This is a genomic window from Streptomyces sp. NPDC029152 (assembly GCF_055564355.1).
Window position 1 is genome coordinate 208,427 of the sequence record NZ_JBVHWR010000009.1, and the last position, 25,718, is coordinate 234,144.

Genomic DNA, 25,718 nt, shown 5'->3' on the forward strand with positions numbered 1-25,718 from the left:
GCATGACTGTCGACGGCGTACCGACCGAGATCACCCAGGGTTCGCGGACCAGGGGCGGCATCGGCGAGTCCACGCTCCGCCCGGACGGCGTCCTCAAGGTCACCGGCGAGTTCGCGTACTCGTCCGACATGTGGCACGAGGACATGCTCTGGGGCCAGATCCTGCGCTCCACGGTCGCGCACGCCGAGATCGTCTCCATCGACACGAGCGAGGCCCTCGCCCAGGCCGGCGTGTACGCGGTCATGACGTACGACGACCTGCCCACCGGCGTACGGCACTACGGCCTGGAGATCCGGGACACCCCGGTCCTCGCCCACGGCAAGGTGCGCCACCACGGCGAGCCGGTCGCGATCGTCGCCGCCGACCACCCCGAGACCGCGCGCCGCGCCGCCGCCAGGATCAAGGTCGAGTACCGGGAGCTGCCCGTCGTCACCGACGAGGCCTCCGCCACCGCCCCGGACGCGGTCCTCGTCCACGAGAACCGCGACGACCGCCACCTCGCCCACGTCCCGCACCCCAACGTCCTGCACCGTCAGCCGATCGTCCGCGGCGACGCCGACGCCGCCGCCGAGCGGGCCGACGTGATCGTCAAGGGCGACTACTGGTTCGGCATGCAGGACCAGGCCTTCCTCGGCCCGGAGTCCGGCCTCGCGGTGCCCGCCGAGGACGGCGGCGTCGACCTGTACGTCGCCACCCAGTGGCTCCACTCCGACCTGCGCCAGATCGCGCCCGTGCTCGGCCTGCCCGAGGACAAGGTGCGCATGACGCTGTCCGGCGTCGGCGGCGCGTTCGGCGGGCGCGAGGACCTGTCGATGCAGATCCACGCCTGCCTGCTGGCCCTGCGCACCGGCAAACCCGTCAAGATCGTCTACAACCGCTTCGAGTCCTTCTTCGGGCACGTGCACCGCCACCCGGCGAAGCTCCACTACGAGCACGGGGCCACGCGCGACGGCAGGCTGACCCACATGAAGTGCCGGATCGTCCTGGACGGCGGCGCCTACGCCTCCGCCTCCCCGGCCGTCGTCGGCAACGCCTCCTCGCTGTCCGCGGGCCCGTACGTGATCGACGACGTCGACATCGAGGCCCTCGCGCTCTACACCAACAACCCGCCCTGCGGCGCCATGCGCGGCTTCGGCGCGGTCCAGGCGTGCTTCGCCTACGAGGCGCAGATGGACAAGGTGGCCGCGGAACTCGGCATGGACCCGGTGGAGTTCCGCCGGATCAACGCCATGGAGCAGGGCACTGTCATGCCCACCGGCCAGCCGGTCGACTCCCCGGCGCCGGTCGCCGAACTCCTGCGCCGCGTCAAGGCGATGCCGATGCCGCCGGAGCGCCAGTGGGAGTCCAGCGAGGGCGCCGACGTGCGCCAGCTGCCCGGAGGTCTGTCCAACACCACGCACGGCGAGGGCGTCGTGCGGGGCGTCGGCTACGCGGTCGGCATCAAGAACGTCGGCTTCTCCGAGGGTTTCGACGACTACTCCACCGCCCGGGTCCGCATGGAGGTCGTCGGCGGCCGGCCGGTCGCCACCGTGCACACGGCGATGGCGGAGGTCGGCCAGGGCGGCGTCACCGTCCACGCGCAGATCGCCCGTACCGAGCTGGGCGTCGCCCAGGTCACCATCCACCCCGCCGACACGCAGGTGGGCTCCGCGGGCTCCACCTCGGCCTCCCGGCAGACGTACGTCACCGGCGGCGCCGTGAAGAACGCCTGCGAGCTGGTCCGCGAGAAGGTCCTGGAGATCGGCCGCCGCAAGTTCGGCACGTACCACCCCGCCTGGGCCACCGCCGAACTCCTGCTGGAGGGCGGCAAGGTCGTCACCGATGGCGGCGAGGTCCTCGCCGGCCTGGCGGACGTGCTGGGGGACGAGGCCGTGGAGGTCGAGGAGGAGTGGCGGCACCGGCCGACCGAGCCCTTCGACCTGCGCACCGGCCAGGGCGACGGCCACGTCCAGTACTCCTTCGCCGCGCACCGCGCCGTCGTCGAGGTCGACACCGAGCTCGGCCTGGTCAAGGTCATCGAACTGGCCTGCGCGCAGGACGTCGGGAAGGCGCTCAACCCGCTCTCCGTCGTCGGCCAGATCCAGGGCGGCACCGTCCAGGGCCTGGGCATCGCGGTGATGGAGGAGATCGTCGTCGACCCGAAGACGGCCAAGGTCAGGAACCCGTCCTTCACGGACTACCTGCTCCCCACGATCCTCGACACGCCGACCATCCCCGTCGACGTGCTCGAACTCGCCGATGACCACGCCCCGTACGGGCTGCGCGGCGTCGGCGAGGCACCCACCCTGTCGTCCACACCGGCGGTCCTCGCGGCCATCCGGAACGCGACGGGGCTGGCGCTGGACCGCACGCCGGTACGGCCGGAACACCTCACCGGCACGGCGTGACACGACCCTCCGGGCGGCGCACGGAACGTCACACACTCCGCGCCGCCCGGAGCACACCCGGGCCCCGCGGGCCCGGAGCACCACCACCCATGCGTTCGTCTCGGGCCGTCCCCCGGGTCGTGCACGTCCCACATCCCGCAGCCGCCCCAGCGGTTGACGGGTGCCCCTATGAACCTTGGGAGACGACCCCATGACCCAGCAGTCAGTCGAACCCAGGACCACAGCCGAGGACGCGGGCGCGGGCTCCCGCGTTCCCGCCGGCCGGTCCTGGCTCGACCGCTACTTCCACATAACCCACCGCGGCTCCACGGTGGCGCGTGAGGTGCGCGGCGGCATCACCACCTTCATGGCGATGGCGTACATCGTTCTGCTCAACCCCGTGATCCTGTCCGGCAAGGACGCCGCGGGGGACACCCTGGGCCAGAAGGCCCTGATCACCGCGACGGCGCTCGCCGCGGCGGTCACCACGCTCCTCATGGGCTTCGTCGGCAAGGTGCCGCTCGCCCTGGCCGCCGGGCTCTCGGTGTCCGGCGTGATCGCCGGCCAGGTCGCTCCCCAGATGACCTGGCCGCAGGCCATGGGCATGTGTGTCATGTACGGCGTGGTGATCATGCTGCTCGTGGTCACCGGGCTCCGCGAGATGATCATGAACGCGATCCCGCTCGCCCTCAAGCACGGCATCACCATGGGCATCGGCCTGTTCATCGCCATCATCGGCCTGGTGAAGGGCGGGTTCGTCCACAAGGGCGAGTCCACGCCGCTCACCCTCGGCCCCGCCGGTGAACTCGCGGGCTGGCCCGTCCTCCTCTTCGCGTGCACGCTGCTCCTGATCTTCATGCTCCAGGCGCGCAACACCCCCGGCGCGATCCTGATCGGCATCGTCACCGGCACCGTCGTCGCCGCCGTGCTGAACGCCGTCGGGGTCATCGACCCGAAGCAGTGGGCCAACGGCGCTCCGGAACTGCACGGCAGCGCGGTGTCCATGCCCGACTTCTCGCTCTTCGGCAGCCTGGAGTTCGGCGGCTGGGGCGAGGTCGGCGCGATGACCGTCGGCATGATCGTCTTCACGCTGGTGCTGGCCGGGTTCTTCGACGCGATGGCCACCATCATCGGCGTCGGCACCGAGGCCAAGCTCGCCGACGACAAGGGCCGTATGCCGGGTCTGTCGAAGGCGCTGTTCATCGACGGCGCCGGCGGCGCCATCGGCGGTGTGGCGGGCGGCTCCGGCCAGACCGTCTTCGTCGAGTCCGCGACCGGCGTCGGCGAAGGCGCCCGCACCGGACTCGCCTCGGTCGTCACCGGCGCGTTCTTCGCGGCCTGCCTCTTCTTCACGCCGATCACCGCGATCGTGCCGCAGGAGGTCGCCTCGGCCGCGCTGGTGGTCATCGGCGCGATGATGATGATGAACGCCCGGCACGTGGACTGGGCCGACCGGGCCACCGCGATCCCGGTCTTCCTGACCGTCGTCCTGATGCCGTTCACGTACTCCATCACGGCGGGTGTCGCCGCCGGCGTCATCTCCTACGTCGCCATCAAGGTCGCGCAGGGCAGGGCCCGGGAGATCGGCGCGTTCATGTGGGCACTGACGGTGATCTTCGTCGTCTACTTCGCCCTCAACCCCATCGAGAGCTGGATGGGCGTGCACTAGCCCCTTCCCGGGGGAACCCCTTCCGTACCACCGCGGGCAAGGAGACCGATCATGCTGGACATCGCCGAAGAGCTGCACCGGTGGGTCGAGCAGGGACGCGACGTCGCCGTGGCCACCGTCGTGGCCGTCGGCGGCAGCGCCCCCCGTCCGCCCGGCGCCGCCCTCGCGGTGGACGCCGGGGGCGCGGTGATCGGCTCGGTCTCCGGCGGCTGTGTGGAGGGGGCCGTCTACGAGCTGTGCCGGCAGGCGCTCCGGGACGGCCGGGTCGTCCGGGAGCGCTTCGGCCACAGCGACGAGGACGCCTTCGCCGTGGGTCTGACCTGCGGCGGAGTCATCGACGTCCTCGTCACGCCGGTACGGGCGGACGACCCCGCCCGCCCGGCCGTCGCCGCCGCTCTCGCCTCCGCCGCGCGGGGCGGGGCGACGGCGCTGGCGCGGATCGTGAGCGGCCCGGCGGAGCTGGTGGGCCGTGCTCTGGCCGTCGGCCCGGACGGCTCCCGCACCGGCGGCTTCGGTGCCGGCCCCGGACTGGACCGCACGGTGGCCGCCGAGGCGGGCGCCTTCCTGGACGCGGGCCGCACGGGCACGATGGAGGTCGGAGAGCGGGGCTCGCGGTGCGGAGCACCGCTGACGCTGCTGGTCGAGACCTCCGCCCCGGCCCCCCGCATGATCGTCTTCGGTGCGATCGACTTCGCCGCGGCACTGGCGCGCGCCGGCAAGTTCCTCGGCTACCACGTGACGGTGTGCGACGCGCGCCCCGTCTTCGCGACGCGGGCCCGCTTCCCGGAGGCCGACGAGGTCGTGGCCGAGTGGCCCCACGCGTACCTGGAGCGCACGGACGTCGACGCCCGCACGGTGCTGTGCGTCCTGACCCACGAGGCCAAGTTCGACGTGCCGCTCCTCGAACTGGCCCTGCGCCTGCCCGTCGCGTACGTCGGCGCGATGGGCTCCCGCCGCACCCACCTGGACCGCAACGAGCGCCTGCGCGAGGCCGGCGTCACGGATCCGGAGCTGGCCCGGCTCAGGTCGCCCATCGGCCTGGACCTCGGCGCCCGTACGCCCGAGGAGACGGCCCTGTCGATCGCGGCGGAGATCGTCGCCGCCCGGCGCGGCGGCAGCGGCGCCCCGCTGACCGGCGCGCACACCCCGATCCACCACGACGGCACCCCGGCCCCCGGCGGACGGATCGGCTCCGTGGCCTGAGCGTCCCGCCCCCGGGGGCCGGCACGGTCACCGTCGTCCGCCGAACTCCCAGTCGTGGACCTCGACGGCGGCGTAACGGCCCGGGGTCAGGACCGCGCGTGCCGCGTCCGGGTCCGCAGCCCGCAGCAGTGCCGCCGTGCCCAGCCAGGCGGTGCCGTCGTCGGACAGCAGGGGGCCGTAGGCGACGAGCTCGTCCCGGCCGGCCGGATCGAGGTCGGCCGGCTCTCCCGAGCCCAGGCCGAGCACCAGGTGGAGGTCGCCGCCGCCACGGCCGCCGGGGAAGTCCCACATCGTGCGTCCGAGCACGTTGCGCCACCGGCGCAGCAGCACGTCCCGGTAGACGCCCGCCCGGTGGTTGGGCTCGTCGAAGGCGAACGCGCGGGCGGCCGCGGGACCCGGCAGGTCGACGATGTGCACGCTGCCGGTGGGCGTCTTCCCGTCGTCCGCGAAGGTGGGCCCCCGGGCGATCAGCTGCGCGGCGAATCCGTCCATGTACGCCCAGTGGGCCTCCGTCAGCTCCTCACGCAGAGCGAGGGAGCCGGGGCGATCGCGGTGGTAGCAGAAGAACTCCATGGTCACCGACCCTCGCCGACACGCGGCGGTGCCTCAAGGGCTTTTCCGGCGACGACCGCGCCGTGCGGGGCACGACCGGTCCGCCACGCCGGGGCCCGCGTCCCGACGGGGACGCGGGCCACGCCATGCCGGACCCGGCTCAGGCGGCGGTCCGCGCCCCCGTCCCCGCGTCCCGGCCGGCCTCCTCCTCGAAACGGGCGTGGAAGCGCCGGGTGTGGTCCAGCCGGCGCTCCGGGCCGGTCAGGGTGACCGTCGCCGTCAGGCGCACGTCGGCGCTCGAGGCCGCCAGCCGCAGCCGCAGCTCGCCCGGTTCGACCACCCGCCGCCCGTCGCGGCCGGTGAACGAGGCGACGTCGGCCGGGACGCTCACGCGCAGACGGCGGGACTCGCCCGCCTCCAGCGCGACCCTGGTGTAGCCGACGAGGCGCTGCACCGGCTGGACGACGGAGGCGACGGGGTCGTGCAGGTAGAGCTGGACCACCTCGGTGCCGTGCCGTTCCCCGGTGTTGCGCACGGTGAAGGCGAGGGAGCACTCGCCCGCGGTGTCCGTCTCGGGCCTGTCCACCACGAGGTCGCTCCACTCGAAGGACGTGTACGACAGGCCGTGCCCGAACGGGAACGCCGCGGTGGGGTCGATGCTGGAGACGTCGCTGGCCTGCGCGAGCCGGGCGGCCAGGTACGTGGCGGGCTGGGCGCCCGGGCCGCGCGGCACGCTGACGGGCAGCCGCCCGGACGGGCCGGTACGGCCGCTGAGCACACCGGCGACGGCACCGGTCCCCTCGGAGCCGGGGAAGAAGGACTGCACGATCGCGGCGGCCTCGTCCACGGCCCGGCCGAGCGCGTAGGGCCGGCCGGCGAGCATGACCACCACCACCGGCCTGCCCGTGTCGAGCAGCGCGTCGAGCAGCTCCTGCTGGGCCCCCGGCAGGGCCAGCGACTCGGTGTCGCAGCCCTCACCGCTGGTGCCGCGCCCGAACAGGCCCGCCCGGTCGCCGAGGGCCACCACGACGACGTCGGCCTCCCGCGCGGTGGAGACGGCCTCCGCCAGGCCGCTCACGTCACCGTCGTCGACGCCCGTGCCGCGTGCCGTGGTCAGCTCCGCGTCGGGGAACTCGGCCCGCAGCGCGTCGTGCAGCGTGGGCAGGTCGATGCCCACGGGCGTCTGCGGATGAAGCACGCCGACGTGCTGGGGGAAGGAGTAGCAGCCGAGCACGGCCGTCGGCTCGGCGGCGTTCGGGCCGATCAGCGCGATGCGGCGCGGCCCGTCCAGCGGCAGCGTGCCGTCGTTGGTGAGCAGCACGACCGCCTCGTCGGCGACGGCCCGGGCCAGCTCCCGGTTGGCGGGGGAGTCCAGGTCCACGGTGCCGCGCAGCGCGTCCGGATCGTCCAGGTCGGCCCCCCGCAGCGCGTCCGGGACCGGGTCCCAGCCGGGGTCGAGCAGGCCGAGGCGCACCTTCTGGGTGAGCACGCGGCGCAGGGCGCGGTCGATCAGCGCCTCGGGCGTCCGGCCCGCGGCGACGGCGTCGGCGAGGGGCGCCCCGAACGTCTTGACGGTGGGCAGCTCCACGTCGACCCCCGCGCGCAGGGCCGCGTCCGCCGCCCCGGCCCAGTCCCCGGCGATCCCGTGCAGGACCTTGAGGAAGGCGATGCCGAAGTAGTCGGCGACGACCGTGCCGTCGAAGCCCCACGTGTCGCGCAGCAGCCCGGTGAGGAGCTCCTCGTCGGCCGCCGAGGGAACCCCGTCGGTGTCGGTGTAGGCGTGCATGACGGAGCCCGCACCGCCCTCGCGCAGGGCCATCTCGAACGGCGGCAGGAGCACGTCCGCCCGCTCGCGCGGGCCCATGCCGACGGGCGCCAGGTTGCGGCCGGCGCGGGAGGCGGAGTAACCGGCGAAGTGCTTGAGGGTGGCGACGACGCCCGCGGACTGCAGGCCCTGCACGTAGGCGGTGCCGATGCTGCCGACGAGGTAGGGGTCCTCGCCGATGGTCTCCTCGACGCGGCCCCAGCGGGCGTCGCGCACCACGTCCAGGACGGGCGCGAGGCCCTGGTGGACGCCGACGGAGCGCATGTCGCGGCCGATGGCGGCGGCCATCCGGCGGATCAGGGCGGGATCGAAGGTGGCGCCCCAGGACAGGGGCACCGGGTAGGCGGTGGCGCCCCAGGCGGCGAATCCGGCCAGGCACTCCTCGTGCGCCAGCGCGGGGATCCCGAAGCGGTTCGCCGCGGTGATCCGGGTCTGCGTGCGCAGCAGGGACAGCGCGCCGAGCGCGGGATCGACGGGGGCCGTGCCGAAGGGACGGGTCAGCTGCCCCAGACCGGCCGGCAGGAGGGCGTCGAGGTCGACCTTCTCCTCCATGTCGTGCTGGTGCGGGGCGACCTCGCCGCCCTCGTCGGAGGCGCCGACCCACACGCCGTACAGTTGGGCGATCTTCTCCTCGAGGCTCATCGCGTCGACGAGCGCGGAGACACGGGTGCCGGTGTCCTGGGCGGGGTCGTTCCACAGGGGCAGGTCGCGGTTGGGCTCTTCGGCCACGTTGACGGTCACTTTCCTCCCACGCCCATCAGGCCCTGGACCAGGGCCCGGCGTGCGAACAGGTAGACGAGCAGCACGGGCACCATCGACAGCGTCACGGCCCCCAGCAGGCCGGGGATGTCGATGCCGTGCTCGGTCTGGAAGTCGTACAGACCCAGGGTGACGACCTTGGTCGAGTCGGACTGGGTCAGGACCAGCGGGAACAGGAAGCCGTTCCAGGCCTGGAGCGCGGAGAACACCACGATGGTGGACAGACCCCCGCGCGAGAGCGGAACGACGAGCTGGAAGAACATCCGCCTCGGGCTCGCCCCGTCCATCGTCATCGCCTCGAACAGCTCCGGGGAGATGTCGCGCATGGCCCCGGAGAGGATGAGCGCCGACATCGGCAGGCAGAACGCCGCCGTGGGCAGGACGACGCCGAGGAGGTTGTCGTACAGGCCGGCCTCGCTGATCAGGTAGAACATCGGGACGATGACGGCCTGGGCGGGGATGGCGAGGCCCAGCAGGAACAGCCGGAAGATCTGCGAGGTGACCCGGCTGCGGTTGCGGACGATCGCGTAGGCCAGCGGCGGCACCAGCAGCAGCACCACGCCGACGACGCAGACGGTGACGACGACGGTGTTGAGGAAGTACTGGCCGAAGCCCGAGTCGAAGGCGTTCGTGTAGTTGTCGAGGGTGAGGGCGTCGGGGAAGGACAGCGGGCCGTTCTTCGCGTAGTCCTGCCGGGTGCGCAGGGTCGCCGCGAGCATGACGTACAGCGGCAGGCCCACCAGGACCAGCCAGACGATCGAGCCCGCTCCGGCCAGGTAGTTGGGGCGCCGCCTCATGAGACCCCCTCCATGGTGCTGCGCATCTTGTCGTAGCCGGAGACGCGGACCACGATCAGCGAGACGACCGTGGCCGCGACGACCAGGCACAGGGCGACGGCCGAGCCGGCGCCGAAGTCGAAGCCCTTGAAGGCCTTCTGGTACATGTAGTAGGCGCTGATCGTGGTGTCGGTGCCCGGTCCGCCCTGGGTGAGGATGAGCACCGTCTCGAAGGTGGTGAGCCCTCCGACGATCATCAGGATCATCGAGGTGATCACCGAGGTGCGCAGCTGCGGCAGGGTGATGTGGAAGAACTGGCGGTAGCGCCCCGCCCCGTCGATGGCCGCCGCCTGGTACAGCACCTGCGGGACGGCCCGCGCGGCACCCTGGTAGATCAGCGTGTGGAACGGGGTGAACTGCCAGGTGCTCACGAAGGCCAGCACGCCGATGGCCGTGGCCTGTTCACCGAACAGGTTGCCGTCCCCGAACAGCCAGGTCAGCCGGGCGGGAATGCCGAAGTTCGGGTCGAGCAGCGCCCGCCAGAGCACCGACACGGCGGTGGCGGACAGCAGCAGCGGCACGAAGTAGATCACCGACAGCACGGCGCGGTTGCGCTGCGGTCCGGCGGCCCACACGCCGAGCACGATGCTCAGCGGCGTCTGGAGCGCCACGCCCAGCGCGGTGAGCAGCAGGGTGAGCCAGATGCTCTTGACCATCACCGGGTCGTCGAGGATGCGGTTCCAGTTGTCCAGCCCGACGAACTCGGGTGAGCCCAGGCCGTTCCAGCTCATGAAGGACAGCACCGCCACCATGATCAGCGGGGCGATGGCGAAGAGGGCGAAGAACACGGTGGCGGGCAGCGCCCAGAGGAAACTCGGGCGCGTGCCGTGGGCGGTGTAGGGGCCTTCCGGCCGCCGCCGGACCTTTGCGGGGGTCGGGGCGGCGGCCGGAACGCTCGTGGTCTCAGTGGTCATGAGCCGTTCACTCGGTCGGGAGGGCCTGCATGGCCTTGATGAAGCCGTCCTCGTCGAGCTGTCCGTTGAAGAACTGCTGGACGGCCTGGTAGATGGGCGTCATGGCGGCCGGTGTGTAGGCCTGGTCCCACGAGAGCTGGAAGTTCTCGGCCCCGGCCACGAGGTCGTACTGGAAACGCGCGTACTCGGGGCTGGTCGACGTGTCGAGGAACTGCGGGGTGTTGGTGGTGGTCGGCAGGTTGCCGATGGCGAGCTGCGCCTTGACGAACTCGTCGGAGTACATGAGCTTCAGGAACTCGGCGACGGCCTCGGGGTGCTTGGTCTTCTTCAGCACCGAGTAGAAGTTGTTGGTGTTGCCGACGACGTCGGAGGGGTCGCCCTTGCCGCCCGCGACGGTGGGGAACGGGCCGTAGCCCAGGCCGTCGGCGGCGAACTCCTTCGCGTCGTTCAGCTGCTGCGCGTAGTACCAGGAGCCCATCAGCTCGAAGCCGGCCTTGCCCGAGGCGATCAGCGCCGGGGTGCCGCCGTTGGTGTACTTCACCGAGTCGTAGTTGCTGCCGAAGGCACCGGCGTCGACGAGTTCGCGGAGCATACCGAGCGCCTTCCTGCTGTCCGCGCTCGCCCAGGCGTCCTTGTCGCCGGCGAGGGCCTTCTTGAACAGATCCGGCCCGGCGACGCGGTCGTAGAGGTACTCGAACCACATCATCGTCGTCCACTGGTCGCCGCCGCCGAGGGCGATGGGGGTGACGCCGTCGGACTTGAGCTTCTTCACGGCGTCGAGCAGCTGGTCCCAGGTGCCGGGCGGCTTCACGCCCGCCTCGTCGAGCACGTTCTTGTTGTGGAACAGCAGGACCGGCTGGGTGCCGCGCATCGGAACGCCGTACGTCTTGCCGTCGATCACCGCGCTGTCGACGACGTTGGGCAGGAACTTGTCCTTGAGGTTCCGGTCCTTGGCGACGAAGTCGTCCAGCGGCATCAGCAGGTCCGCCTCGACGAACGGCCGGATGCTGCCGCCGCCCCAGTTGAAGAAGACGTCCGGTGCCTGCGGCGTGTTGATGATCGTCTGCAGCTTCTGCTGGTAGTCGGCGCCGGGGATGGTGTCGAGGACGACCTTGACGTCCGACGTCTTGTTGAAGGTGTCGACGATCTGCTTCTCGACCTTGTTGGTGGCGTCGCCGTAGACCAGCACATGGATGCTGCCGTCGTCCGAGGACCCCCCACCGCCGCCGTTCCCGCAGGCGGCGAGGCTTGCCGCCAGGACGAGCGTCGCGCCGCAGGCGATCGCCCGGGCCAACCGTGTACGCATGCTCATCAGCCTTCCGAAAGTTTCGGTGAAAGCACCGAAAGTCCTGCGGCTGGACAGTAGGCGCAAAGGGAAGAGCCGGTCAACGGTCGTGCACGCACGCGGTCAAACCGTTACGGCCCCGGTGTGGCCTATGCTGCGGCCATGCACGAAGAAGACGGGGTGGGGCCCAGGGTGACCCTGGCGGCCGTGGCCCGAGAGGTCGGTGTTTCGCTTCCGACAGTTTCGAAGGTGCTCAACGGTCGTTCGGATGTCTCCCGTGCCACCCGGGCCAAGGTCGAGCACCTTCTCGAGGTCCACGGCTACCGCCGCCGTACGCAGGGCCCGCCCAGGGCGCCCCTCATCGAGATCGTCTTCCACGAACTGGAGAGCGTCTGGGCGATGGAGCTCATCCGCGGTGTGGAGAACGTCGCGAAGCAGAGCAACGCGACCGTCGCGGTCACCGAGAGCGGGACCCGGCACGCACCCGGACCCGAGTGGATCGAGGGCGTGCTGCGCCGCCGTCCGCTGGGCGTGCTGCTGGTCTTCTCCACCCTGCCCGAGGAGGTGAAGCGGCGACTGGCGTCGCGGGCCGTCCCGTTCGTCATCGTGGACCCGGCCGGCGACCCCGACCCCGACGTCCCGTCCGTCGGATCCGCCAACTGGGCCGGCGGACTGGCCGCCACCCGCCACCTCGTCGGCCTGGGGCACCGGCGCATCGCGATCGTCACCGGCCCCGAGGACATGATGTGCTCGCTGGCCCGACTGGACGGGTACCGCTCGGCGCTGGCGACGGCGGACCTCGACGCGGGCCCCGGCCTGGTCCGGTTCGGCGACTTCCACGTGCAGGGCGGCTTCGAGCACGCCATGGACCTGCTGCGGCGGCCGGACCGGCCGACGGCGGTCTTCGCCGGCAGCGACCTGCAGGCACTGGGCGTCCTGGAGGCGGCACGGGTGCTCGGCATCAGCGTCCCCGGCGAGCTGTCGGTGGTGGGTTACGACGACGTGCCGCTCGCCCAGTGGTCCAGCCCCCCGCTGACGACCGTTCAGCAGCCGCTCCAGCGCATGGCGGAGGAGGCGGCCCGGATGCTGCTGCGCCCCGGGGGCCCGGCGAGGAGCGCCCCGCGCATCGAACTCGCCACCCACCTGGTGGTCCGCCAGAGCACCGCACCACCGGCGCGGGGCTGACGACGGGTGCGCGGGGTGCGGGGCGCCCTCACGCGCCCCGTGTCCCGCGTGCCTCTCCCGGCGGCGGCTGCGTGCTCCGCCGGGCGGGCGGGCGCGGGTCCTCCTCCCGTACCCAGCACCGCAGCTTCTCCGGGTTGCGGACCACCCAGATCCGGCTGACGTGCCCGTCGCGGACGTCGAACGCGGCCACGGTCACGACGACGCCGGCCCGCAGGGCCACCAGACCGGGCGCACCGCTGACCGACCGCTCCAGGAGCTCGAGATCCGGCGCCCTGTCGGCGATGGCGGCCATGTACCGGGCGATGCGCGCGGCGCCCTGGACCGGACGCAGGGCGGTGCTGACCACGCCGCCGCCGTCGGCGGCCATCACGGCGGCCGGGTCCAGGAGACCGACGAGCGCCGCGATGTCCTGGGTCCGCCACGCCTCCTTGACGTGCCGCACCACGTCGGCCCGGCCGGTCGCCGTCGCCGGGGCGCGCGCGGCGCCCGCCCGCCGGCGGGCGGAGGCCGCCAGCTGCTTGCAGGCCGCGGGGGTCCGGCCGAGGACGTCGGCGATCTCGGCGAACGGGTACCGGAAGACGTCGTGCAGGACGAACGCCACCCGCTCGGCCGGCGTCATCGACTCCAGGACGACGAGGAAGGCCATGGTCACCGACTCGTCCACGACGATCTGGTCGGCGGGATCGGCACGGTCCGGGGAGCCGGCGCCGACCGCGCGGCCCCACTCGGTGCGGTCGGGCAGCGGCTCGGGCAGCCAGGCGCCGACGTAGCGCTCCCGGCGGGCCCGGGCCGAGCCGAGCCGGTCCAGGCAGATGCGGCTGGTCACCGTCGTCAGCCAGGCGCCGGGGGAGAGGACCTCCTCCCGCCGGCCCGGTGGCAGCCCGTACCAGCGCGCGTAGGCGTCCTGCACGGCGTCCTCGGCCTCGGTCACCGAACCGAGCAGCCGGTAGGCGACGTTGATCAGCCGACGCCGCTCGCCCGCCGTCCCGTCCGCGCCGGTCCCGACAGTCCCCATGATTCCGGCCGCCCCCCTCGCCTTACCTTTCGCGGGCCCGCGTCGTCGGACTGACGAGACCTTACCGATCCACTGCCCGAGGGCGGGAAAAGAGGAGTGCCACATGACCACTCAGGTGACGGCGACGACGACGGCGAACACGCGGCGCACCGCCTCGTTCCTGCGGGCCGCGATCGCCCTGCAGACCCTGACCGTCTTCCTCCAGGCGGTCTCCGCGGGCCTGTTGCTGACCTCGTCCTACGGGGAGACGCTGCACGGTGCCGGGGCCCGGGTGATGTACGGGGCGTCGATGCTGTACGTGCTCGCGGCGGTGCTGGCGTGGAAGCCGGGCGGCGGCCCGGTACGCCCCCTCTGGCACGCCTCGGGCTTCCTCGTCCTCGCCTCGGTCCAGGTCGTGCTCGGCATCGCGCACGTCCCGTCGGTCCACCTCCCCCTGGGCGTCCTGATGTTCGGCCTGAGCCTGCTGGACCTGGCCCGGCCCGGGATCCGGCGCTGAGGTCCGGCGGGGCCGCTCAGGGGCGCCGCAGCAGCCGGTTCACCGCCCGTCCGAACACGTAGCGGCCCGACCGTTCCAGCGCGCCGTCGAAGAGGGACGGCAGCGGGCGGACGCGCAGCTCCTCGCGCCAGACGACACGCGCCCGGCCGCCGGGGCCCGGCCGGACCTCGATCTCGGCCCACCCGCCGACCAGCCGGCCCCGCTTGTCCAGCCGGCACCGGCCGGGCGCGCCGTCCTCCGGCGGCTCCCAGACGGTCACCTCCATGGTGTCGTCGAAGGCGAGGGGGCCGACTCCCGTGCGGGCGACGACCAGGGTGCCCACGGCCGTGGGCGGGGGAGTGGGCACGGTGACCCGGGTCAGCGGTACCGCGTCGCCGTGCCGGTGCCAGGCGGTGAGCCGCCGCCATGCCTCGTCCGGGGAGAGGGGGGCGGTGCGTTCGAGCGAGAAGGTGGCCACGTCACGATCGTAGGCGGGCGGAGCGGTGACGAGGGCCGGGGCCCGGCACGCCGAGGGCGCGTGCCCGACGCCGCGAGGCCCGCCCTCCGGGCGGACGGCGGGGGTTCGGCGACGGTGCCTAGCGGTACACCTCGCCCGGCTCCGCCTTCCCCGGTGCCAGCAGCTGCGGCACCGTCACGAAGACGTAGCCCCGCTGCTTGAGCGCGTCGATGATGCCGGGGACGGCGGGGACGGTGCCGTCGTAGATGTCGTGCAGCAGGATGATGCCGTCCCGCGACGACTGCTCCAGGACGCGCTTCGTGATCAGGTCGGAGTCGTCCGTCGTGTAGTCCTTGGCGGTCACGGTCCACAGCACCTCCGCCAGGCCCAGCTCGCGGGAGATGTCGTGCACCGTGTCGTCGGTGCGGCCCTGCGGCGGACGCATCAGCGTGGGGCGCTGCCCGGTCAGGCGCTCTATCTCCTTGTTCGGGCGCTCCAGCTCCTCGCGTATCTCGTCCGGACCGGCGTCCGTGAGGATCTTGTGCGTCCAGGTGTGGTTGGCCACCTCGTGCCCCTCGGCGGCCATGCGCTCGACCAGGTCCGGATACGTGTCGATGTGCCGCTTGCCGAGCAGGAAGAAGGTCGCTGGGACCTGCTTGTCCTTGAGTATGTCGAGCAGCCGGGCGGAGTGCTCGCTCGGCCCGGCGTCGAAGGTCAGGGCGATGCACTTGGCCCTGCGGCAGTCGACGGTGCCGAACCCGGCCGCCCGTGCCTGGGCGCCGGCCGCGCCCCGGACGGAGCTGGGCGAGCTCGTCTCGAGCTTCGTGCAGCCGCTCAGCGCCAGTGTCAGCGAGGCGGCCGCCGCGAGAATCGCGGCTCCGCGCAACCTGTTCCCCGTTTTCGTCATCTTGCTGGTCAGCGAAGGCATGCGAGGACTATACACAGCGAGTATATATGCAGTGTATAGTGCTCCCTCGTCCGTTTGTTCGAGGTAGTGGGCGCTTTGTCCGGGTTACTCAGCCGGCACGTATGTGTCGGCGAGAGTGAGGAGAGACCCGTGAGCGAGAGTCCCGTGGGCGGACGCGTCTGGCGCCGGGCCCTGGTGACCGGCGGAGCCGGGTTCGTGGGATCCCACCTGTGCGGCCGGCTGCTGGAGGCCGGCGCCGACGTCGTCTGCCTCGACAACCTGGCCACCGGCTCCCGGAGCAACGTGGCCGACCTGGAACGGCACCGCGGCTTCCGGTTCGTCCGGGCCGACGCGACCGACCCGGCGGCCCTGCGCGGCCTGCCCGGCCGCTTCGACCTCGTCCTGCACTTCGCCTGCCCGGCCTCGCCCGCCGACTACCTCAGGCTGCCCCTCCAGACCCTCGACGTCGGCAGCACCGGCACCCGCAACGCCCTGGAACGGGCCCGCGCCGACGGCGCCCGCTTCCTGCTCGCCTCCACCTCCGAGGTCTACGGCGACCCCCTCGAGCACCCGCAGCGCGAGAGCTACTGGGGCAACGTCAACCCGATCGGCCCGCGCAGCGTCTACGACGAGTCCAAGCGCTTCGCCGAGGCCCTGGTCACCGCCCACCGCCAGGTGCACGGCACCGACACCGCCATCGTCCGCATCTTCAACACGTACGGCCCCCGGATGCGCACCGGTGACGGCCGCGCCGTGCCGACCTTCATCGCGCAGGCCCTGGACGGCGTGCCCCTCACCGTCGCCGGCGACGGCGGCCAGACCCGCTCCCTGTGCTACGTCGACGACACCGTCGACGGCGTCCTCGCCCTGGCCGCCTCCGGCGAGAGCGGCCCCGTGAACATCGGCGGCTCCGACGAGATCACCGTGCTGGAACTGGCCCGGCGCATCGTCGGCCTCACCGGCTCCGGCTCCCGCATCCGCTTCGTCGAACGGCCCGTCGACGACCCGGGCCGGCGCAGGCCCGACACCACCCTGGCCCGGGAGCGACTCGGCTGGTGGCCACGGGTCGGCTGGAGCGAGGGACTGGAACGGACCATCGGCTGGTTCGCGCACTCCGCCGCCGCGTAGGCCTCCGGCGGGGTGACCGCACGGCATCACAAAACGTGACAAGTCGACTCATTTCCGGAATTGAGTTGTCTTTAAGTGTTTGAGTCGACAGCACCGCGGCACCCGCGAGCCCAGACAGCCCCAGCAGTCCCCCGGGACGGAGCACACCCCATGCGCATCCTCGGTATCAACGCCCTGTTCCACGACCCGGCCGCCGCGCTCGTCGTCGACGGCCGGACCGTTGCGGCCGCCGAGGAAGAGCGCTTCAGCCGCCGCAAGCACGGCAAGCGGCCCGTCCCGTTCTCCGCGTGGGAGGTCCCGGAGCTGTCGGCGCGGTGGTGCCTGGAACACGCGGGGGTGCGGCCCGAGGAACTCGACGCCGTCGCGTACTCCTTCGACCCCCGGCTCGCCCGGCCCGCCCGCGACATGGGCCTGGACGACCCCTGGGACCCGCTGCGCCTGGAATACGCCCGCCGCGCCCCCCGGTTCCTCGCCGACGCGCTGCCCGGGCTCGACCCCGACCAGGTCGTCTTCGTCCCGCACCACGTGGCGCACGCCGCCTCCGCCGGACCGGCCTCACCGCACCCCGACAACGACGTCCTCGTCCTCGACGGACGCGGCGAGTGCGCCTCCCACCTGGCCGGCCGCTACCGCGACGGCAAGCTCGACACCCTCGCCACCCAGGCGCTCCCGCACTCGCTGGGCCTGGTCTACGAGGAACTGACCGAGCACCTCGGCTTCCTGCGCAGCAGCGACGAGTACAAGGTGATGGCCCTCGCCTCCTACGGCACCCCCCGCCACCTGGACCGGCTGCGCGAGCACGTCCACGCCACCGGCGACGGCGGCTTCCGCGCCCACGGCGTCGACTGGGCGGCCCTCGCCCCCGCCCGCGCCGAGGGCGAGGACTGGACGAAGGACCACGCGGACCTCGCCGCGAGCACCCAGGCCGTGCTGGAGGAACTGCTCCTCGACCTCGTCCACTGGCTGCACCGCGAGGCCGGGGGAGAGGCCCTGACGATGGCGGGCGGCGTCGCCCTCAACTGCGTCGCCAACTCGAAGATCGCCGCCCGCGGCCCGTACCGGCACGTGTGGGTGCAGCCCGCCGCCGGCGACGCGGGCACCGCCCTCGGCGGCGCCCTGCACGTGGCCGCCGCCCGGGAGGGCGCCGCCCCCGAGCCGATGCCGGGAGCCGACCTCGGCCGCGGCTGGAGCGACGAGGAGATCCGCGTCTGGCTGGAGACCGCCGCGATCCCCTACGAGGAACCGGACGACATCGCCGAGACGGTCGCCGAGGAACTCGCCCGGGACGGGATCGTCGCCTGGTTCCAGGGCCGCAGCGAGTTCGGTCCGCGCGCCCTCGGCCACCGCTCCCTGCTGGCCCACCCGGGCCGCGCGGAGAACCTGGAACGCCTCAACCACGTCAAGGGCCGCGAGGAGTTCCGCCCCGTCGCGCCCATGGTGCTGGCCGACCGCGCCGCCGGCATCTTCACCGGGCCGGTCCCGAGCCCGTACATGCTCTTCGTGCACGACGTCGCCCCCGCCTGGCGCGACCGCATCCCGGCCGTCGTCCACGTCGACGGCACCGCCCGCATCCAGACCGTCGAGGAACGCCGCGAGCCGCTCGTCGCACGGATGCTGGCGTCCTTCGAGAAGCGCACCGGACTGCCCGTCGTCGTCAACACCAGCCTCAACACCGCCGGGCGGCCCATGGTCGACGACCCGCGCGACGCGCTGGAGTGCTTCGGCTCCGCACCCGTGGACCTGCTGGCCATCGGCCCGTTCGCGGTGCGCCGGGGGAAGGCGTTCGCATGACCGGCGCCCCCATGACCGGCTACGCCGTCGTCATCCCCACGCTCGTCCGCGGCACGCTGGCCGACTGCCTGGCCGCGCTGGCCGCCGCGACCGGCCCCGGGCCCGACGAGATCGTCCTCGTCGACGACCGGCCCGACCCCGACGCCGACCCGGCGGCCCTGGAACACCCGCTGAGCGTCCTCGGCGACCTGCGCGCCCGCACCGTCGTGCTGCGCAGCGGAGGCCGGGGGCCCGCCGCCGCCCGCAACACCGGCATCCGCGCGGTCACCTCGCCGTGGACCGCCTTCCTCGACGACGACGTCCAGGTGGGCCCGCACTGGTGCGACCAGCTGGTCCAGGACCTCGCCGAGGCCGCCCCCGACACCGGCGCCGTCCAGGGCGTCATCGCCGTCCCCCTGCCCGGCGAACGCCGCCCCACCGACTGGGAGCGCGGCACCGCCGGGCTCGCGCAGGCCCGCTGGATCACCGCCGACATGGCCTACCGCACCGACGTGCTCAAGCGGGTCCACGGCTTCGACGAACGCTTCCCGCGCGCCTTCCGCGAGGACGCCGACCTCGCGCTGCGCGTCCTCGACGCCGGCTGGCGCATCCAGCGGGGCCGCCGCACCACCCGCCACCCCGTACGCCCCGCCTCCCGCTGGGCGTCGCTCGAGCAGCAGCGCGGCAACGCCGACGACGCCCTGATGCGGCGCCTGCACGGCCCCGACTGGTGGTCCAAGGCGATGGCGCCCCGAGGGCGCATCCGCCGCCACGTCGCGATCACCGCCGCCGGTGCCGCCGCCCTCGCCCTCGCGGTCGCCGGCCGGCCCCGGGCCGCCGCGCTCGCCGGGCTCGGCTGGGCCGCCGGCACCGCCGAGTTCGCCTGGGCTCGCATCGCCCCCGGGCCGCGCACCCGCGACGAGGTGACGACCATGCTGGTCACCAGCGCGCTCATCCCGCCCGCCGCGACCTGGCACCGGCTGCGCGGGCTGTGGCGGCACCGCGGCGCCCCCGCGTGGCGGGAGGTGACCGCATGAACCCCGTCAAGGCCGTGCTCTTCGACCGCGACGGCACCCTCGTCCACGACGTCCCCTACAACGGCGACCCCGAGCGGGTCCGGCCCGTCGACGGCGCCCGCGAGGCGGTCGCGCTGCTGCGCGCACACGGGATCCGCGTCGGCGTCGTCACCAACCAGTCCGGCGTCGCCCGCGGCCTGATCAGCGACGTCGACGTCCGCCGCGTCAACCGGCGCGTCGACGAACTGATCGGCCCCTTCGACGTCTGGGCGGTCTGCCCGCACGGCCCCGACGAGGGCTGCCCCTGCCGCAAGCCGCGGCCCGGACTGGTCCTGCGGGCGGCCGGACGCCTGCGCACCGCCCCCGCCGACTGCGTCGTCATCGGCGACATCGGCGCCGACGTCGAGGCCGCGCGCCGGGCGGGCGCCCGCGGCATCCTCGTCCCGAACGACCGGACCCGGCCCGAGGAGACGGCCGCCGCGGACCATGTCGCCCCCGACGTCCTGACCGCCGTACGCGCGCTCCTCGCCGGCCCGCCGAAGGGCCGTGTCCTGGTGGACGAACGGCCCGTCAGGGCGGCGTTCGGCACGGGCGGCGGCACCCCGGGAGCCACCGTGCCCGCCCCGGCCGGCCCCGCGGCAGCCGGCCGCCCCGCGCCCGGCGACGTCCCGCAGGGGCCAGCCGGGCCCGGGGGCCGCCGCACCCGGTTCACGCCGGACCGGGACGCGCCCGGCCCGGGCCGGGACGGCGCACGCCGCGGCGCGGACGGCGCCGGCCCGCGACAGGACGGACCCGGCACCGGCACCGGCCACGGCCGCCCGGCCGCCGGCTCCGGCGGGAGCACCCCCGGCCACGGCGACGTCGCGCCGCGTGCCGTCGACAACCGCGGGAGGCCGCGATGAAGGCACTGGTCACCCGGCTCGACAGTTTCGGCGACGTGCTGCTCGCCGGGCCCGCCGTGCGTGCCGTCGCCGCCCGCGCCGACCACGTCACCCTGCTGTGCGGACCGCGCGGCGCGCCCGCGGCCCGGCTGCTGCCCGGGGTGGACGAGGTCCTGGTGTGGGACGCGCCGTGGGGCGGGTTCGAGCCGCCCGACGTCAGCCGGGAGGACATCGACGCCCTCGTGGACCGGATCGACGCCGACACCGCGCTGATCCTCACCTCCTTCCACCAGTCCCCGCTGCCCACCGCCCTGGTGCTGCGCCTGGCCGGCGTCCGGTACATCGCCGCGGACAGCGCGGACTACCCCGGCTCCCTGCTCGACCTGCGCCACCGGCGCGCCCCGCACGCCCACGAGGCGGAGGCCGCGCTCGGCCTCGCCGAGGCGGCCGGGTTCCCGCGGCCCGACGACGGGCGCCTGCGGGTGCACCCGCCGCCCTGCGCCGACGACCTCACCGGCCCCGGCCCGTACGTCGTCCTGCACCCGGGCGCCAGCGTCCCCGCCCGCGCCTGGAGCCCCGGGCGCAGCGCCGAGGCGGTGCGCGAACTGGCCGCCGCCGGGCACCGCGTGCTGGTCACCGGCGGCCCCGACGAGCGCGACCTGACCGCGTACGTCGCGGGCGCCCACGGCACCGACCTCGGCGGCCGCACCGGGGCGCCCGAACTGGCCGGCGTCCTCGCGGGCGCGGGCGTCGTCGTCACCGGCAACACCGCGCCCGCCCACCTCGCCGCCGCCGTCGGCACCCCCGTGGTGTCCCTGTTCGCCCCGGTCGTACCGGCCGAGCGCTGGCGGCCCTACGGCGTCCCCCACATCCTGCTCGGCGACCAGGACGCGCCCTGCGCCGACAGCAGGGCCCGGGACTGCCCCGTCCCCGGCCACCCCTGCCTGAACACCGTCACCGGCACCGACGTGGCCGCCGCCGTCGAGAAACTCCTGGGGGAGGCATGAGGATCCTCGTCTGGCACGTGCACGGGTCGTGGACCACGGCCTTCGTGCAGGGCCCCCACACCTACCTCGTCCCGGTCACCCCGGACCGCGGACCCGACGGCCTCGGCCGCGCCCGCACCTGGGACTGGCCCGAGTCGGTGATCGAGGTCCCGCCGGAGAAGCTGCGGGACGAGGACATCGACCTCGTGATCCTCCAGCGCCCCCACGAACTCGCCCTGGTCGACCGGTGGCTGGGCCGCCGCCCGCCCCTGGTCTACCTGGAGCACAACGCCCCCGGCGGCGACGTGCCCGACACCCGCCACCCCGCCGCCGGCGTCCCCGGCGTCACCCTCGTCCACGTCACCCACTTCAACCGGCTGATGTGGGACGCCGGTCCGACGGACACCACCGTCATCGAGCACGGCATCGTCGACCCCGGCCACCGCTGGACCGGCGAGCTGGAGCGGGCGGCCGTCGTCGTCAACGAGCCGGTCCGGCGCGGCCGCACCACCGGCACCGACCTGCTGCCCGAGTTCGCCCGCGCCGCCCCGCTCGACGTGTTCGGCATGCGCACCGAGTCGCTCGCCGAGCACATCGGCGTCGACCCCGGGCGCTGCCGCACCCAGGACGTCGTCCAGAGCGACCTGCACGCCGAGCTGGCCCGCCGCCGCGTCTACGTCCACCCCGTGCGCTGGACCTCGCTGGGCCTGTCCCTGCTGGAGGCCATGCACCTGGGCATGCCCGTGGTCGCGCTCGCCACCACGGAGGTGACCGAGGCCGTGCCCCCGGGCGCCGGGGTCGTCTCCAACCGCATCGACGTACTGACCGACGCCGTACGCGACTTCCTCGCCGATCCGCCGCACGCGCGGACCGTCGGCGAGGCGGCCCGTGCGGCGGCCCTGTCCCGCTACGGGCTGTCCCGCTTCCTGGACGACTGGGAGCGGCTGCTGAAGGAGGTGACCCGATGAGGATCGCCATGGTGTCCGAGCACGCGAGCCCCCTCGCCGCGCTCGGCGGCGTCGACGCCGGTGGACAGAACGTCTACGTGGCCCGTCTCACCGAGGAGTTGGCCCGGCGCGGCCACGACGTCACGGTCTACACCCGCCGTGACACGCTGGACCTGCCCGACCGGGTGCCGCTGCCCGGCGGCGGCATCGTCGAGCACGTGCCGGCCGGACCGGCCGAAGTCCTCCCCAAGGACGAGCTGTTCCCGCACATGCCGACCTTCGGCGCGTACCTGGCGCGCGCGTGGAGCCGCGAGCGGCCCGACGTGGTCCACGCCCACTTCTGGATGTCCGGCATGGCCTCCCAGATCGGCGCCGGACCGCACGGCATCCCCCTCGTGCAGACCTTCCACGCCCTCGGCACCGTCAAGCGGCGCCACCAGGGCATGCGGGACACCAGCCCGTACGAACGCATCGGCATCGAGCGGCAGATCGGCCGCACCTGCGAACGGGTGCTGGCCACCTGCACCGACGAGGTCGTCGAACTCGGCGACATGGGCGTACCGCCCCGGCAGGTGTCCGTCGTGCCCTGCGGCGTCGACGCCGGGCACTTCCGCCCCGGCGCCGCCTCCGGCCGCACCCCCGCCCGGCGGCAGCGGCACCGCCTGCTGGCCTGCGGCCGGCTGGTGCCCCGCAAGGGCTACGACCAGGCGATCCAGGCCCTCGCCGACGTCCCCGACACCGAACTGCTCGTCGCGGGCGGCCCGCCGTCCGACGCCGTGGACGCCGATCCCGAGGCACAGCGCCTGACCGCGCTCGCCCGCCGCGCCGGCGTCGCCGACCGGGTCCGGCTGCTCGGCGCGGTCGACCCGCGCGACATGCCCGCCCTGCTCGGCAGCGCCGACCTGGTGCTGTGCACCCCGCTCTACGAGCCCTTCGGCATTGTCCCGCTGGAGGCCATGGCCTGCGGCGTGCCCGTCCTCGCCACCGACGTCGGCGGCCACCGCGACTCCGTCGCCGACGGGGTCACGGGCCGCCTCGTCGCCCCGCAGGACCCGGACGCGATCGCCGAGGCCGCCTGCGAACTCCTCGCGGACGAGGAGCTGCGCCGCCGCTACGGCGCGGCCGGCCGCGAACGCGTCCTCGAGCACTACACGTGGCGGCGCGTCGCCGACGGCGCCGAGCAGGTCTACCGCCTGACGCTCGCCGACCACGCCCTGTCGAAGGAGGTGGCGTGATGACCGTGCACCCGCCCGTCGTCGGACACTGCGACGAACTCCAGGAGGCGCTGAGGGCGTTCCGCGCCTCCGCGCACGTCACCGAAGGCTGGGGCGAGCGGCTCGCGGCCGTCCTGTCCGGCGGCGGCAGGCTGCTGGCCGCGGGCAACGGCGGCAGCGCCGCCCAGGCCCAGCACCTGACCGCCGAACTCGTCGGCCGCTACCGCGACGACCGGCCGCCGTTCTCCGCGATCGCCCTGCACGCCGACACCTCCAGCACCACCGCCATCGCCAACGACTACGGCGTCGACGAGGTGTTCGCCCGCCAGGTGCGCGCCCACGGCCGCGAGGGCGACGTGCTGATGCTGCTGTCCACGTCCGGCGCCAGCGCCAACCTGCTGTCCGCCGCCGACGCCGCGCGCGCGATCGGCATGCAGGTGTGGGCGCTCACCGGCTGCGAACCCAACCCGCTCATGGCGGGCAGCGACGAGTCCCTGTGCGTGGACGCCCCCTCGACGGCCACCGTCCAGGAGATCCACCTGGTCGCCGTGCACATGATCTGCGCGGCCTTCGACGCCGCCCTGGACCGGGGCGCGCCGGGCAGGAGGACGCGGAAGTGACGCGCCGCACGGCTGACAGGACCCCGCTGGTGGTGGTCGGCGACGCCCTGCTGGACCGCGACCTGACCGGCTCCGCCGACCGCCTCGCCCCCGACGCGCCCGTGCCGGTCGTGTCCGGGTGCGCCGAACGCGTACGGCCCGGCGGCGCCGCGCTCGCCGCCTACCTCGCCGCCCGGGACGGCCGCGAGGTCACGCTGATCGCGGGCGTCGGCGACGACCCGGCGAGCCGGGTCCTGCGCGAACTGCTCGGCCCGTGGCTGACGTTGGTCGCGCTGCCGCTGACCGGCACGCTGCCCGAGAAGACCCGCGTCCTCGCCCGGGACCGGCCCGTCGTCCGCCTCGACCGCGGCGGCGGCCGGGTCCGCGAGGCCACCGACGAGGCCCGGACCGCGCTGCGCTCCGCCCGGGCCGTCCTGGTCTCCGACTACGGCCGCGGCGCGGCGGACGCCCTGCGGGACGTCCTGGCCGCCCGCCCGCCCCTGGTCTGGGACCCGCACCCGCGCGGGGGCGCCCCGGTGCCCGGCACCCGGCTGGTGACGCCCGCCGAGAAGGAGGCGCACGGCTTCGCCCCCCAGGACGGCGCGGCCGGCGGCGGCCTGCGCGCGGCCGCGCACCACGCCGCCGCGCTGGTGCGCGACTGGCGGGTGGCCGCGGTGACGGTGACCCTCGGCGCGCGCGGCGCCCTGCTGTCGTACGGGGAACACCCGCTGCTCGTCCCCGCGCCCGCCTCCCACCACGGCGACTCGTGCGGGGCGGGCGACCGGTTCGCCGCGACCGCCGCCGGGCTGCTCGCCGACGGCGCGCTGGTGGGGGAGGCCGTCGAGGGCGCGGTGAGCGCGGCGACGGCGTTCGTCGCGGCGGGCGGTGCCGGCGCCCTGCCGCCCGCCGGCCCGGGCCCGGAGCCGGCCCCGCGGCCCGACACCGACGACCCGCACGCCCTGGCCGCCCGCGTGCGCGCCCAACACGGCACCGTCGTCGCCGCGGGCGGCTGCTTCGACCTGCTGCACGCCGGCCACGTCGGCCTCCTCCAGGCCGCGCGGCGGCTCGGAGACTGCCTGGTGGTGTGCGTCAACTCCGACGCCTCGGTGCGGCGCCGCAAGGGCGACGGCCGCCCCGTCAACCCCCTCGCCGACCGCGTCCGCGTCCTGCGCGCCCTGGCCTGTGTCGACGCGGTCGCCGTCTTCGACGAGGACACCCCGGAACGCCTCCTGGGCGACCTGCGCCCCGACGTGTGGGTCAAGGGCGGCGACTACGCGGGCGCCGACCTCCCCGAGGCCGCCCTGCTCCAGGAATGGGGCGGCCAGGCGGTGCTACTGCCCTACCTCGACGGCCGTTCCTCGACGGCCCTGATGGCCCGCGCGGCGGAGGGCGTCCGATGACCCACGGGAACCCGCCCCCCGAGGACGACGCCCCGCCTCCGTCGGCGGGCGGTCCGGTGACGGGGGACCCGGTGCATCCGCCGTCCGCCGGTTCCGTGCCGGGGCGGGCCGGACGTCCTGCGGCTCCGTCCTCCGGTGGCGGTGTCGCGCGTCGGCAGCCGGCCGGTCCGGGGTCCCGGCCGTCCGGAGGTTCCGCGCCTTCGCCGTCGGCGGGCGGTCCGGTGACGGGGGATCCGGTGCATCCGCCGTCCGCCGGTTCCGTGCCGGGGCGGGCCGGACGTCCTGCGGCTCCGTCCTCCGGTGGCGGTGTCGCGCGTCGGCAGCCGGCC

The 25,718-nt window shown here is 74.2% G+C and carries 22 protein-coding genes; 14 read left to right on the plus strand and 8 right to left on the minus strand.

Annotated elements, in window-relative coordinates:
- Positions 1 to 2 precede the first annotated feature (2 nt).
- From ACZ4V6_RS20845 to ACZ4V6_RS20855, 3 genes are all read left to right on the plus strand, one after another.
- Positions 3 to 2,387: a xanthine dehydrogenase family protein molybdopterin-binding subunit gene (locus ACZ4V6_RS20845; RefSeq protein WP_467829404.1), complete on the plus strand. Its 2,385-nt coding sequence runs from the start codon at positions 3 to 5 to the stop codon at positions 2,385 to 2,387.
- Between the two features lie 190 nt (positions 2,388 to 2,577).
- A complete protein-coding gene (locus ACZ4V6_RS20850; RefSeq protein WP_467829407.1) occupies positions 2,578 to 4,035 on the plus strand; it encodes an NCS2 family permease in 1,458 nt (485 codons plus the stop codon).
- 51 nt (positions 4,036 to 4,086) lie between these two features.
- Positions 4,087 to 5,238 (plus strand): XdhC family protein, encoded by a 1,152-nt coding sequence (locus ACZ4V6_RS20855; RefSeq protein WP_467829408.1) that lies wholly within the window; start codon positions 4,087 to 4,089, stop codon positions 5,236 to 5,238.
- Between the two features lie 27 nt (positions 5,239 to 5,265).
- Here the strand turns inward: ACZ4V6_RS20855 and ACZ4V6_RS20860 are convergent, their stop codons facing one another.
- The 5 genes from ACZ4V6_RS20860 to ACZ4V6_RS20880 form a co-directional block, all read right to left on the minus strand.
- Positions 5,266 to 5,811 (minus strand): YciI family protein, encoded by a 546-nt coding sequence (locus ACZ4V6_RS20860; protein WP_467829655.1) that lies wholly within the window; start codon positions 5,809 to 5,811, stop codon positions 5,266 to 5,268.
- 139 nt (positions 5,812 to 5,950) lie between these two features.
- Entirely contained in the window at positions 5,951 to 8,356 is a 2,406-nt protein-coding gene (locus ACZ4V6_RS20865) for a beta-xylosidase/alpha-l-arabinosidase (RefSeq protein ID WP_467829411.1), read from the minus strand.
- Positions 8,353 to 9,171, minus strand: a complete 819-nt coding sequence (locus ACZ4V6_RS20870; RefSeq protein WP_467829413.1) for a carbohydrate ABC transporter permease — start codon at positions 9,169 to 9,171, stop codon at positions 8,353 to 8,355. Before ACZ4V6_RS20870 ends, ACZ4V6_RS20865 begins: the two co-directional genes overlap by 4 nt.
- The gene (locus tag ACZ4V6_RS20875; protein WP_467829415.1) at positions 9,168 to 10,124 is read right to left on the minus strand and encodes a carbohydrate ABC transporter permease; all 957 of its coding nucleotides are present in this window, start codon (positions 10,122 to 10,124) and stop codon (positions 9,168 to 9,170) included. Before ACZ4V6_RS20875 ends, ACZ4V6_RS20870 begins: the two co-directional genes overlap by 4 nt.
- A 7-nt stretch (positions 10,125 to 10,131) precedes the next feature.
- Positions 10,132 to 11,436, minus strand: coding sequence for an ABC transporter substrate-binding protein (locus ACZ4V6_RS20880; protein ID WP_467829418.1), 1,305 nt, complete (start codon positions 11,434 to 11,436; stop codon positions 10,132 to 10,134).
- A gap of 135 nt (positions 11,437 to 11,571) precedes the next feature.
- On the opposite strand from ACZ4V6_RS20880, the gene ACZ4V6_RS20885 reads away from it, so the two are divergent.
- Positions 11,572 to 12,594, plus strand: a complete 1,023-nt coding sequence (locus tag ACZ4V6_RS20885) for a LacI family DNA-binding transcriptional regulator (RefSeq protein ID WP_467829420.1) — start codon at positions 11,572 to 11,574, stop codon at positions 12,592 to 12,594.
- Between the two features lie 28 nt (positions 12,595 to 12,622).
- Here the strand turns inward: ACZ4V6_RS20885 and sigJ are convergent, their stop codons facing one another.
- Positions 12,623 to 13,609: an RNA polymerase sigma factor SigJ gene (sigJ, locus tag ACZ4V6_RS20890; protein WP_467829423.1), complete on the minus strand. Its 987-nt coding sequence runs from the start codon at positions 13,607 to 13,609 to the stop codon at positions 12,623 to 12,625.
- Between the two features lie 103 nt (positions 13,610 to 13,712).
- Between sigJ and ACZ4V6_RS20895 the strand changes: the two genes are divergently transcribed.
- Positions 13,713 to 14,105 carry a hypothetical protein gene (locus ACZ4V6_RS20895; protein WP_467829425.1) on the plus strand — a complete coding sequence of 131 codons (393 nt, stop codon included), beginning with the start codon at positions 13,713 to 13,715 and terminating at the stop codon, positions 14,103 to 14,105.
- Between the two features lie 16 nt (positions 14,106 to 14,121).
- Here the strand turns inward: ACZ4V6_RS20895 and ACZ4V6_RS20900 are convergent, their stop codons facing one another.
- Positions 14,122 to 14,562 carry an SRPBCC family protein gene (locus tag ACZ4V6_RS20900; protein ID WP_467829426.1) on the minus strand — a complete coding sequence of 147 codons (441 nt, stop codon included), beginning with the start codon at positions 14,560 to 14,562 and terminating at the stop codon, positions 14,122 to 14,124.
- Positions 14,563 to 14,680: 118 nt separating this feature from the next.
- Positions 14,681 to 15,469, minus strand: a complete 789-nt coding sequence (locus tag ACZ4V6_RS20905) for a polysaccharide deacetylase family protein (RefSeq protein WP_467829428.1) — start codon at positions 15,467 to 15,469, stop codon at positions 14,681 to 14,683.
- A gap of 129 nt (positions 15,470 to 15,598) precedes the next feature.
- On the opposite strand from ACZ4V6_RS20905, the gene ACZ4V6_RS20910 reads away from it, so the two are divergent.
- From ACZ4V6_RS20910 to rfaE2, 9 genes are all read left to right on the plus strand, one after another.
- Positions 15,599 to 16,576 carry a UDP-glucuronic acid decarboxylase family protein gene (locus ACZ4V6_RS20910; protein WP_467829431.1) on the plus strand — a complete coding sequence of 326 codons (978 nt, stop codon included), beginning with the start codon at positions 15,599 to 15,601 and terminating at the stop codon, positions 16,574 to 16,576.
- 150 nt (positions 16,577 to 16,726) lie between these two features.
- Positions 16,727 to 18,367 (plus strand): carbamoyltransferase family protein, encoded by a 1,641-nt coding sequence (locus ACZ4V6_RS20915; protein WP_467829433.1) that lies wholly within the window; start codon positions 16,727 to 16,729, stop codon positions 18,365 to 18,367.
- Positions 18,364 to 19,383 carry a glycosyltransferase gene (locus tag ACZ4V6_RS20920; protein WP_467829435.1) on the plus strand — a complete coding sequence of 340 codons (1,020 nt, stop codon included), beginning with the start codon at positions 18,364 to 18,366 and terminating at the stop codon, positions 19,381 to 19,383. Before ACZ4V6_RS20915 ends, ACZ4V6_RS20920 begins: the two co-directional genes overlap by 4 nt.
- Positions 19,380 to 20,264 carry a D-glycero-alpha-D-manno-heptose-1,7-bisphosphate 7-phosphatase gene (locus ACZ4V6_RS20925; RefSeq protein ID WP_467829437.1) on the plus strand — a complete coding sequence of 295 codons (885 nt, stop codon included), beginning with the start codon at positions 19,380 to 19,382 and terminating at the stop codon, positions 20,262 to 20,264. The genes ACZ4V6_RS20920 and ACZ4V6_RS20925 overlap by 4 nt, the downstream gene beginning before the upstream one ends.
- The gene (locus ACZ4V6_RS20930; protein WP_467829440.1) at positions 20,261 to 21,250 is read left to right on the plus strand and encodes a glycosyltransferase family 9 protein; all 990 of its coding nucleotides are present in this window, start codon (positions 20,261 to 20,263) and stop codon (positions 21,248 to 21,250) included. The genes ACZ4V6_RS20925 and ACZ4V6_RS20930 overlap by 4 nt, the downstream gene beginning before the upstream one ends.
- Entirely contained in the window at positions 21,247 to 22,197 is a 951-nt protein-coding gene (locus ACZ4V6_RS20935; protein WP_467829442.1) for a glycosyltransferase, read from the plus strand. The genes ACZ4V6_RS20930 and ACZ4V6_RS20935 overlap by 4 nt, the downstream gene beginning before the upstream one ends.
- Positions 22,194 to 23,411 carry a glycosyltransferase gene (locus ACZ4V6_RS20940; protein ID WP_467829445.1) on the plus strand — a complete coding sequence of 406 codons (1,218 nt, stop codon included), beginning with the start codon at positions 22,194 to 22,196 and terminating at the stop codon, positions 23,409 to 23,411. The genes ACZ4V6_RS20935 and ACZ4V6_RS20940 overlap by 4 nt, the downstream gene beginning before the upstream one ends.
- A complete protein-coding gene (locus ACZ4V6_RS20945) occupies positions 23,411 to 24,010 on the plus strand; it encodes a D-sedoheptulose-7-phosphate isomerase (protein ID WP_467829447.1) in 600 nt (199 codons plus the stop codon). The genes ACZ4V6_RS20940 and ACZ4V6_RS20945 overlap by 1 nt, the downstream gene beginning before the upstream one ends.
- Complete coding sequence (gene rfaE2 / locus ACZ4V6_RS20950) at positions 24,007 to 25,389, plus strand: D-glycero-beta-D-manno-heptose 1-phosphate adenylyltransferase (RefSeq protein ID WP_467829450.1); 1,383 nt, start codon at positions 24,007 to 24,009, stop codon at positions 25,387 to 25,389. The genes ACZ4V6_RS20945 and rfaE2 overlap by 4 nt, the downstream gene beginning before the upstream one ends.
- Positions 25,390 to 25,718 lie beyond the last annotated feature (329 nt).

What these genes read in the sequence shown, in the direction of transcription:
- ACZ4V6_RS20935 (WP_467829442.1), top strand. Translation starts at nt 21,247, where the DNA reads ATGAGGATCCTCGTCTGGCACGTGCACGGGTCGTGGACCACGGCCTTC.
- ACZ4V6_RS20860 (WP_467829655.1), bottom strand. Translation starts at nt 5,811, where the DNA reads ATGGAGTTCTTCTGCTACCACCGCGATCGCCCCGGCTCCCTCGCTCTG.
- ACZ4V6_RS20915 (WP_467829433.1), top strand. Translation starts at nt 16,727, where the DNA reads ATGCGCATCCTCGGTATCAACGCCCTGTTCCACGACCCGGCCGCCGCG.
- ACZ4V6_RS20885 (WP_467829420.1), top strand. Translation starts at nt 11,572, where the DNA reads ATGCACGAAGAAGACGGGGTGGGGCCCAGGGTGACCCTGGCGGCCGTG.
- ACZ4V6_RS20875 (WP_467829415.1), bottom strand. Translation starts at nt 10,124, where the DNA reads ATGACCACTGAGACCACGAGCGTTCCGGCCGCCGCCCCGACCCCCGCA.
- ACZ4V6_RS20925 (WP_467829437.1), top strand. Translation starts at nt 19,380, where the DNA reads ATGAACCCCGTCAAGGCCGTGCTCTTCGACCGCGACGGCACCCTCGTC.
- ACZ4V6_RS20905 (WP_467829428.1), bottom strand. Translation starts at nt 15,469, where the DNA reads ATGCCTTCGCTGACCAGCAAGATGACGAAAACGGGGAACAGGTTGCGC.
- ACZ4V6_RS20870 (WP_467829413.1), bottom strand. Translation starts at nt 9,171, where the DNA reads ATGAGGCGGCGCCCCAACTACCTGGCCGGAGCGGGCTCGATCGTCTGG.
- ACZ4V6_RS20945 (WP_467829447.1), top strand. Translation starts at nt 23,411, where the DNA reads ATGACCGTGCACCCGCCCGTCGTCGGACACTGCGACGAACTCCAGGAG.
- ACZ4V6_RS20895 (WP_467829425.1), top strand. Translation starts at nt 13,713, where the DNA reads ATGACCACTCAGGTGACGGCGACGACGACGGCGAACACGCGGCGCACC.
- ACZ4V6_RS20845 (WP_467829404.1), top strand. Translation starts at nt 3, where the DNA reads ATGACTGTCGACGGCGTACCGACCGAGATCACCCAGGGTTCGCGGACC.
- ACZ4V6_RS20930 (WP_467829440.1), top strand. Translation starts at nt 20,261, where the DNA reads ATGAAGGCACTGGTCACCCGGCTCGACAGTTTCGGCGACGTGCTGCTC.
- ACZ4V6_RS20920 (WP_467829435.1), top strand. Translation starts at nt 18,364, where the DNA reads ATGACCGGCGCCCCCATGACCGGCTACGCCGTCGTCATCCCCACGCTC.
- ACZ4V6_RS20880 (WP_467829418.1), bottom strand. Translation starts at nt 11,436, where the DNA reads ATGAGCATGCGTACACGGTTGGCCCGGGCGATCGCCTGCGGCGCGACG.
- ACZ4V6_RS20855 (WP_467829408.1), top strand. Translation starts at nt 4,087, where the DNA reads ATGCTGGACATCGCCGAAGAGCTGCACCGGTGGGTCGAGCAGGGACGC.
- sigJ (WP_467829423.1), bottom strand. Translation starts at nt 13,609, where the DNA reads ATGGGGACTGTCGGGACCGGCGCGGACGGGACGGCGGGCGAGCGGCGT.
- ACZ4V6_RS20850 (WP_467829407.1), top strand. Translation starts at nt 2,578, where the DNA reads ATGACCCAGCAGTCAGTCGAACCCAGGACCACAGCCGAGGACGCGGGC.
- ACZ4V6_RS20940 (WP_467829445.1), top strand. Translation starts at nt 22,194, where the DNA reads ATGAGGATCGCCATGGTGTCCGAGCACGCGAGCCCCCTCGCCGCGCTC.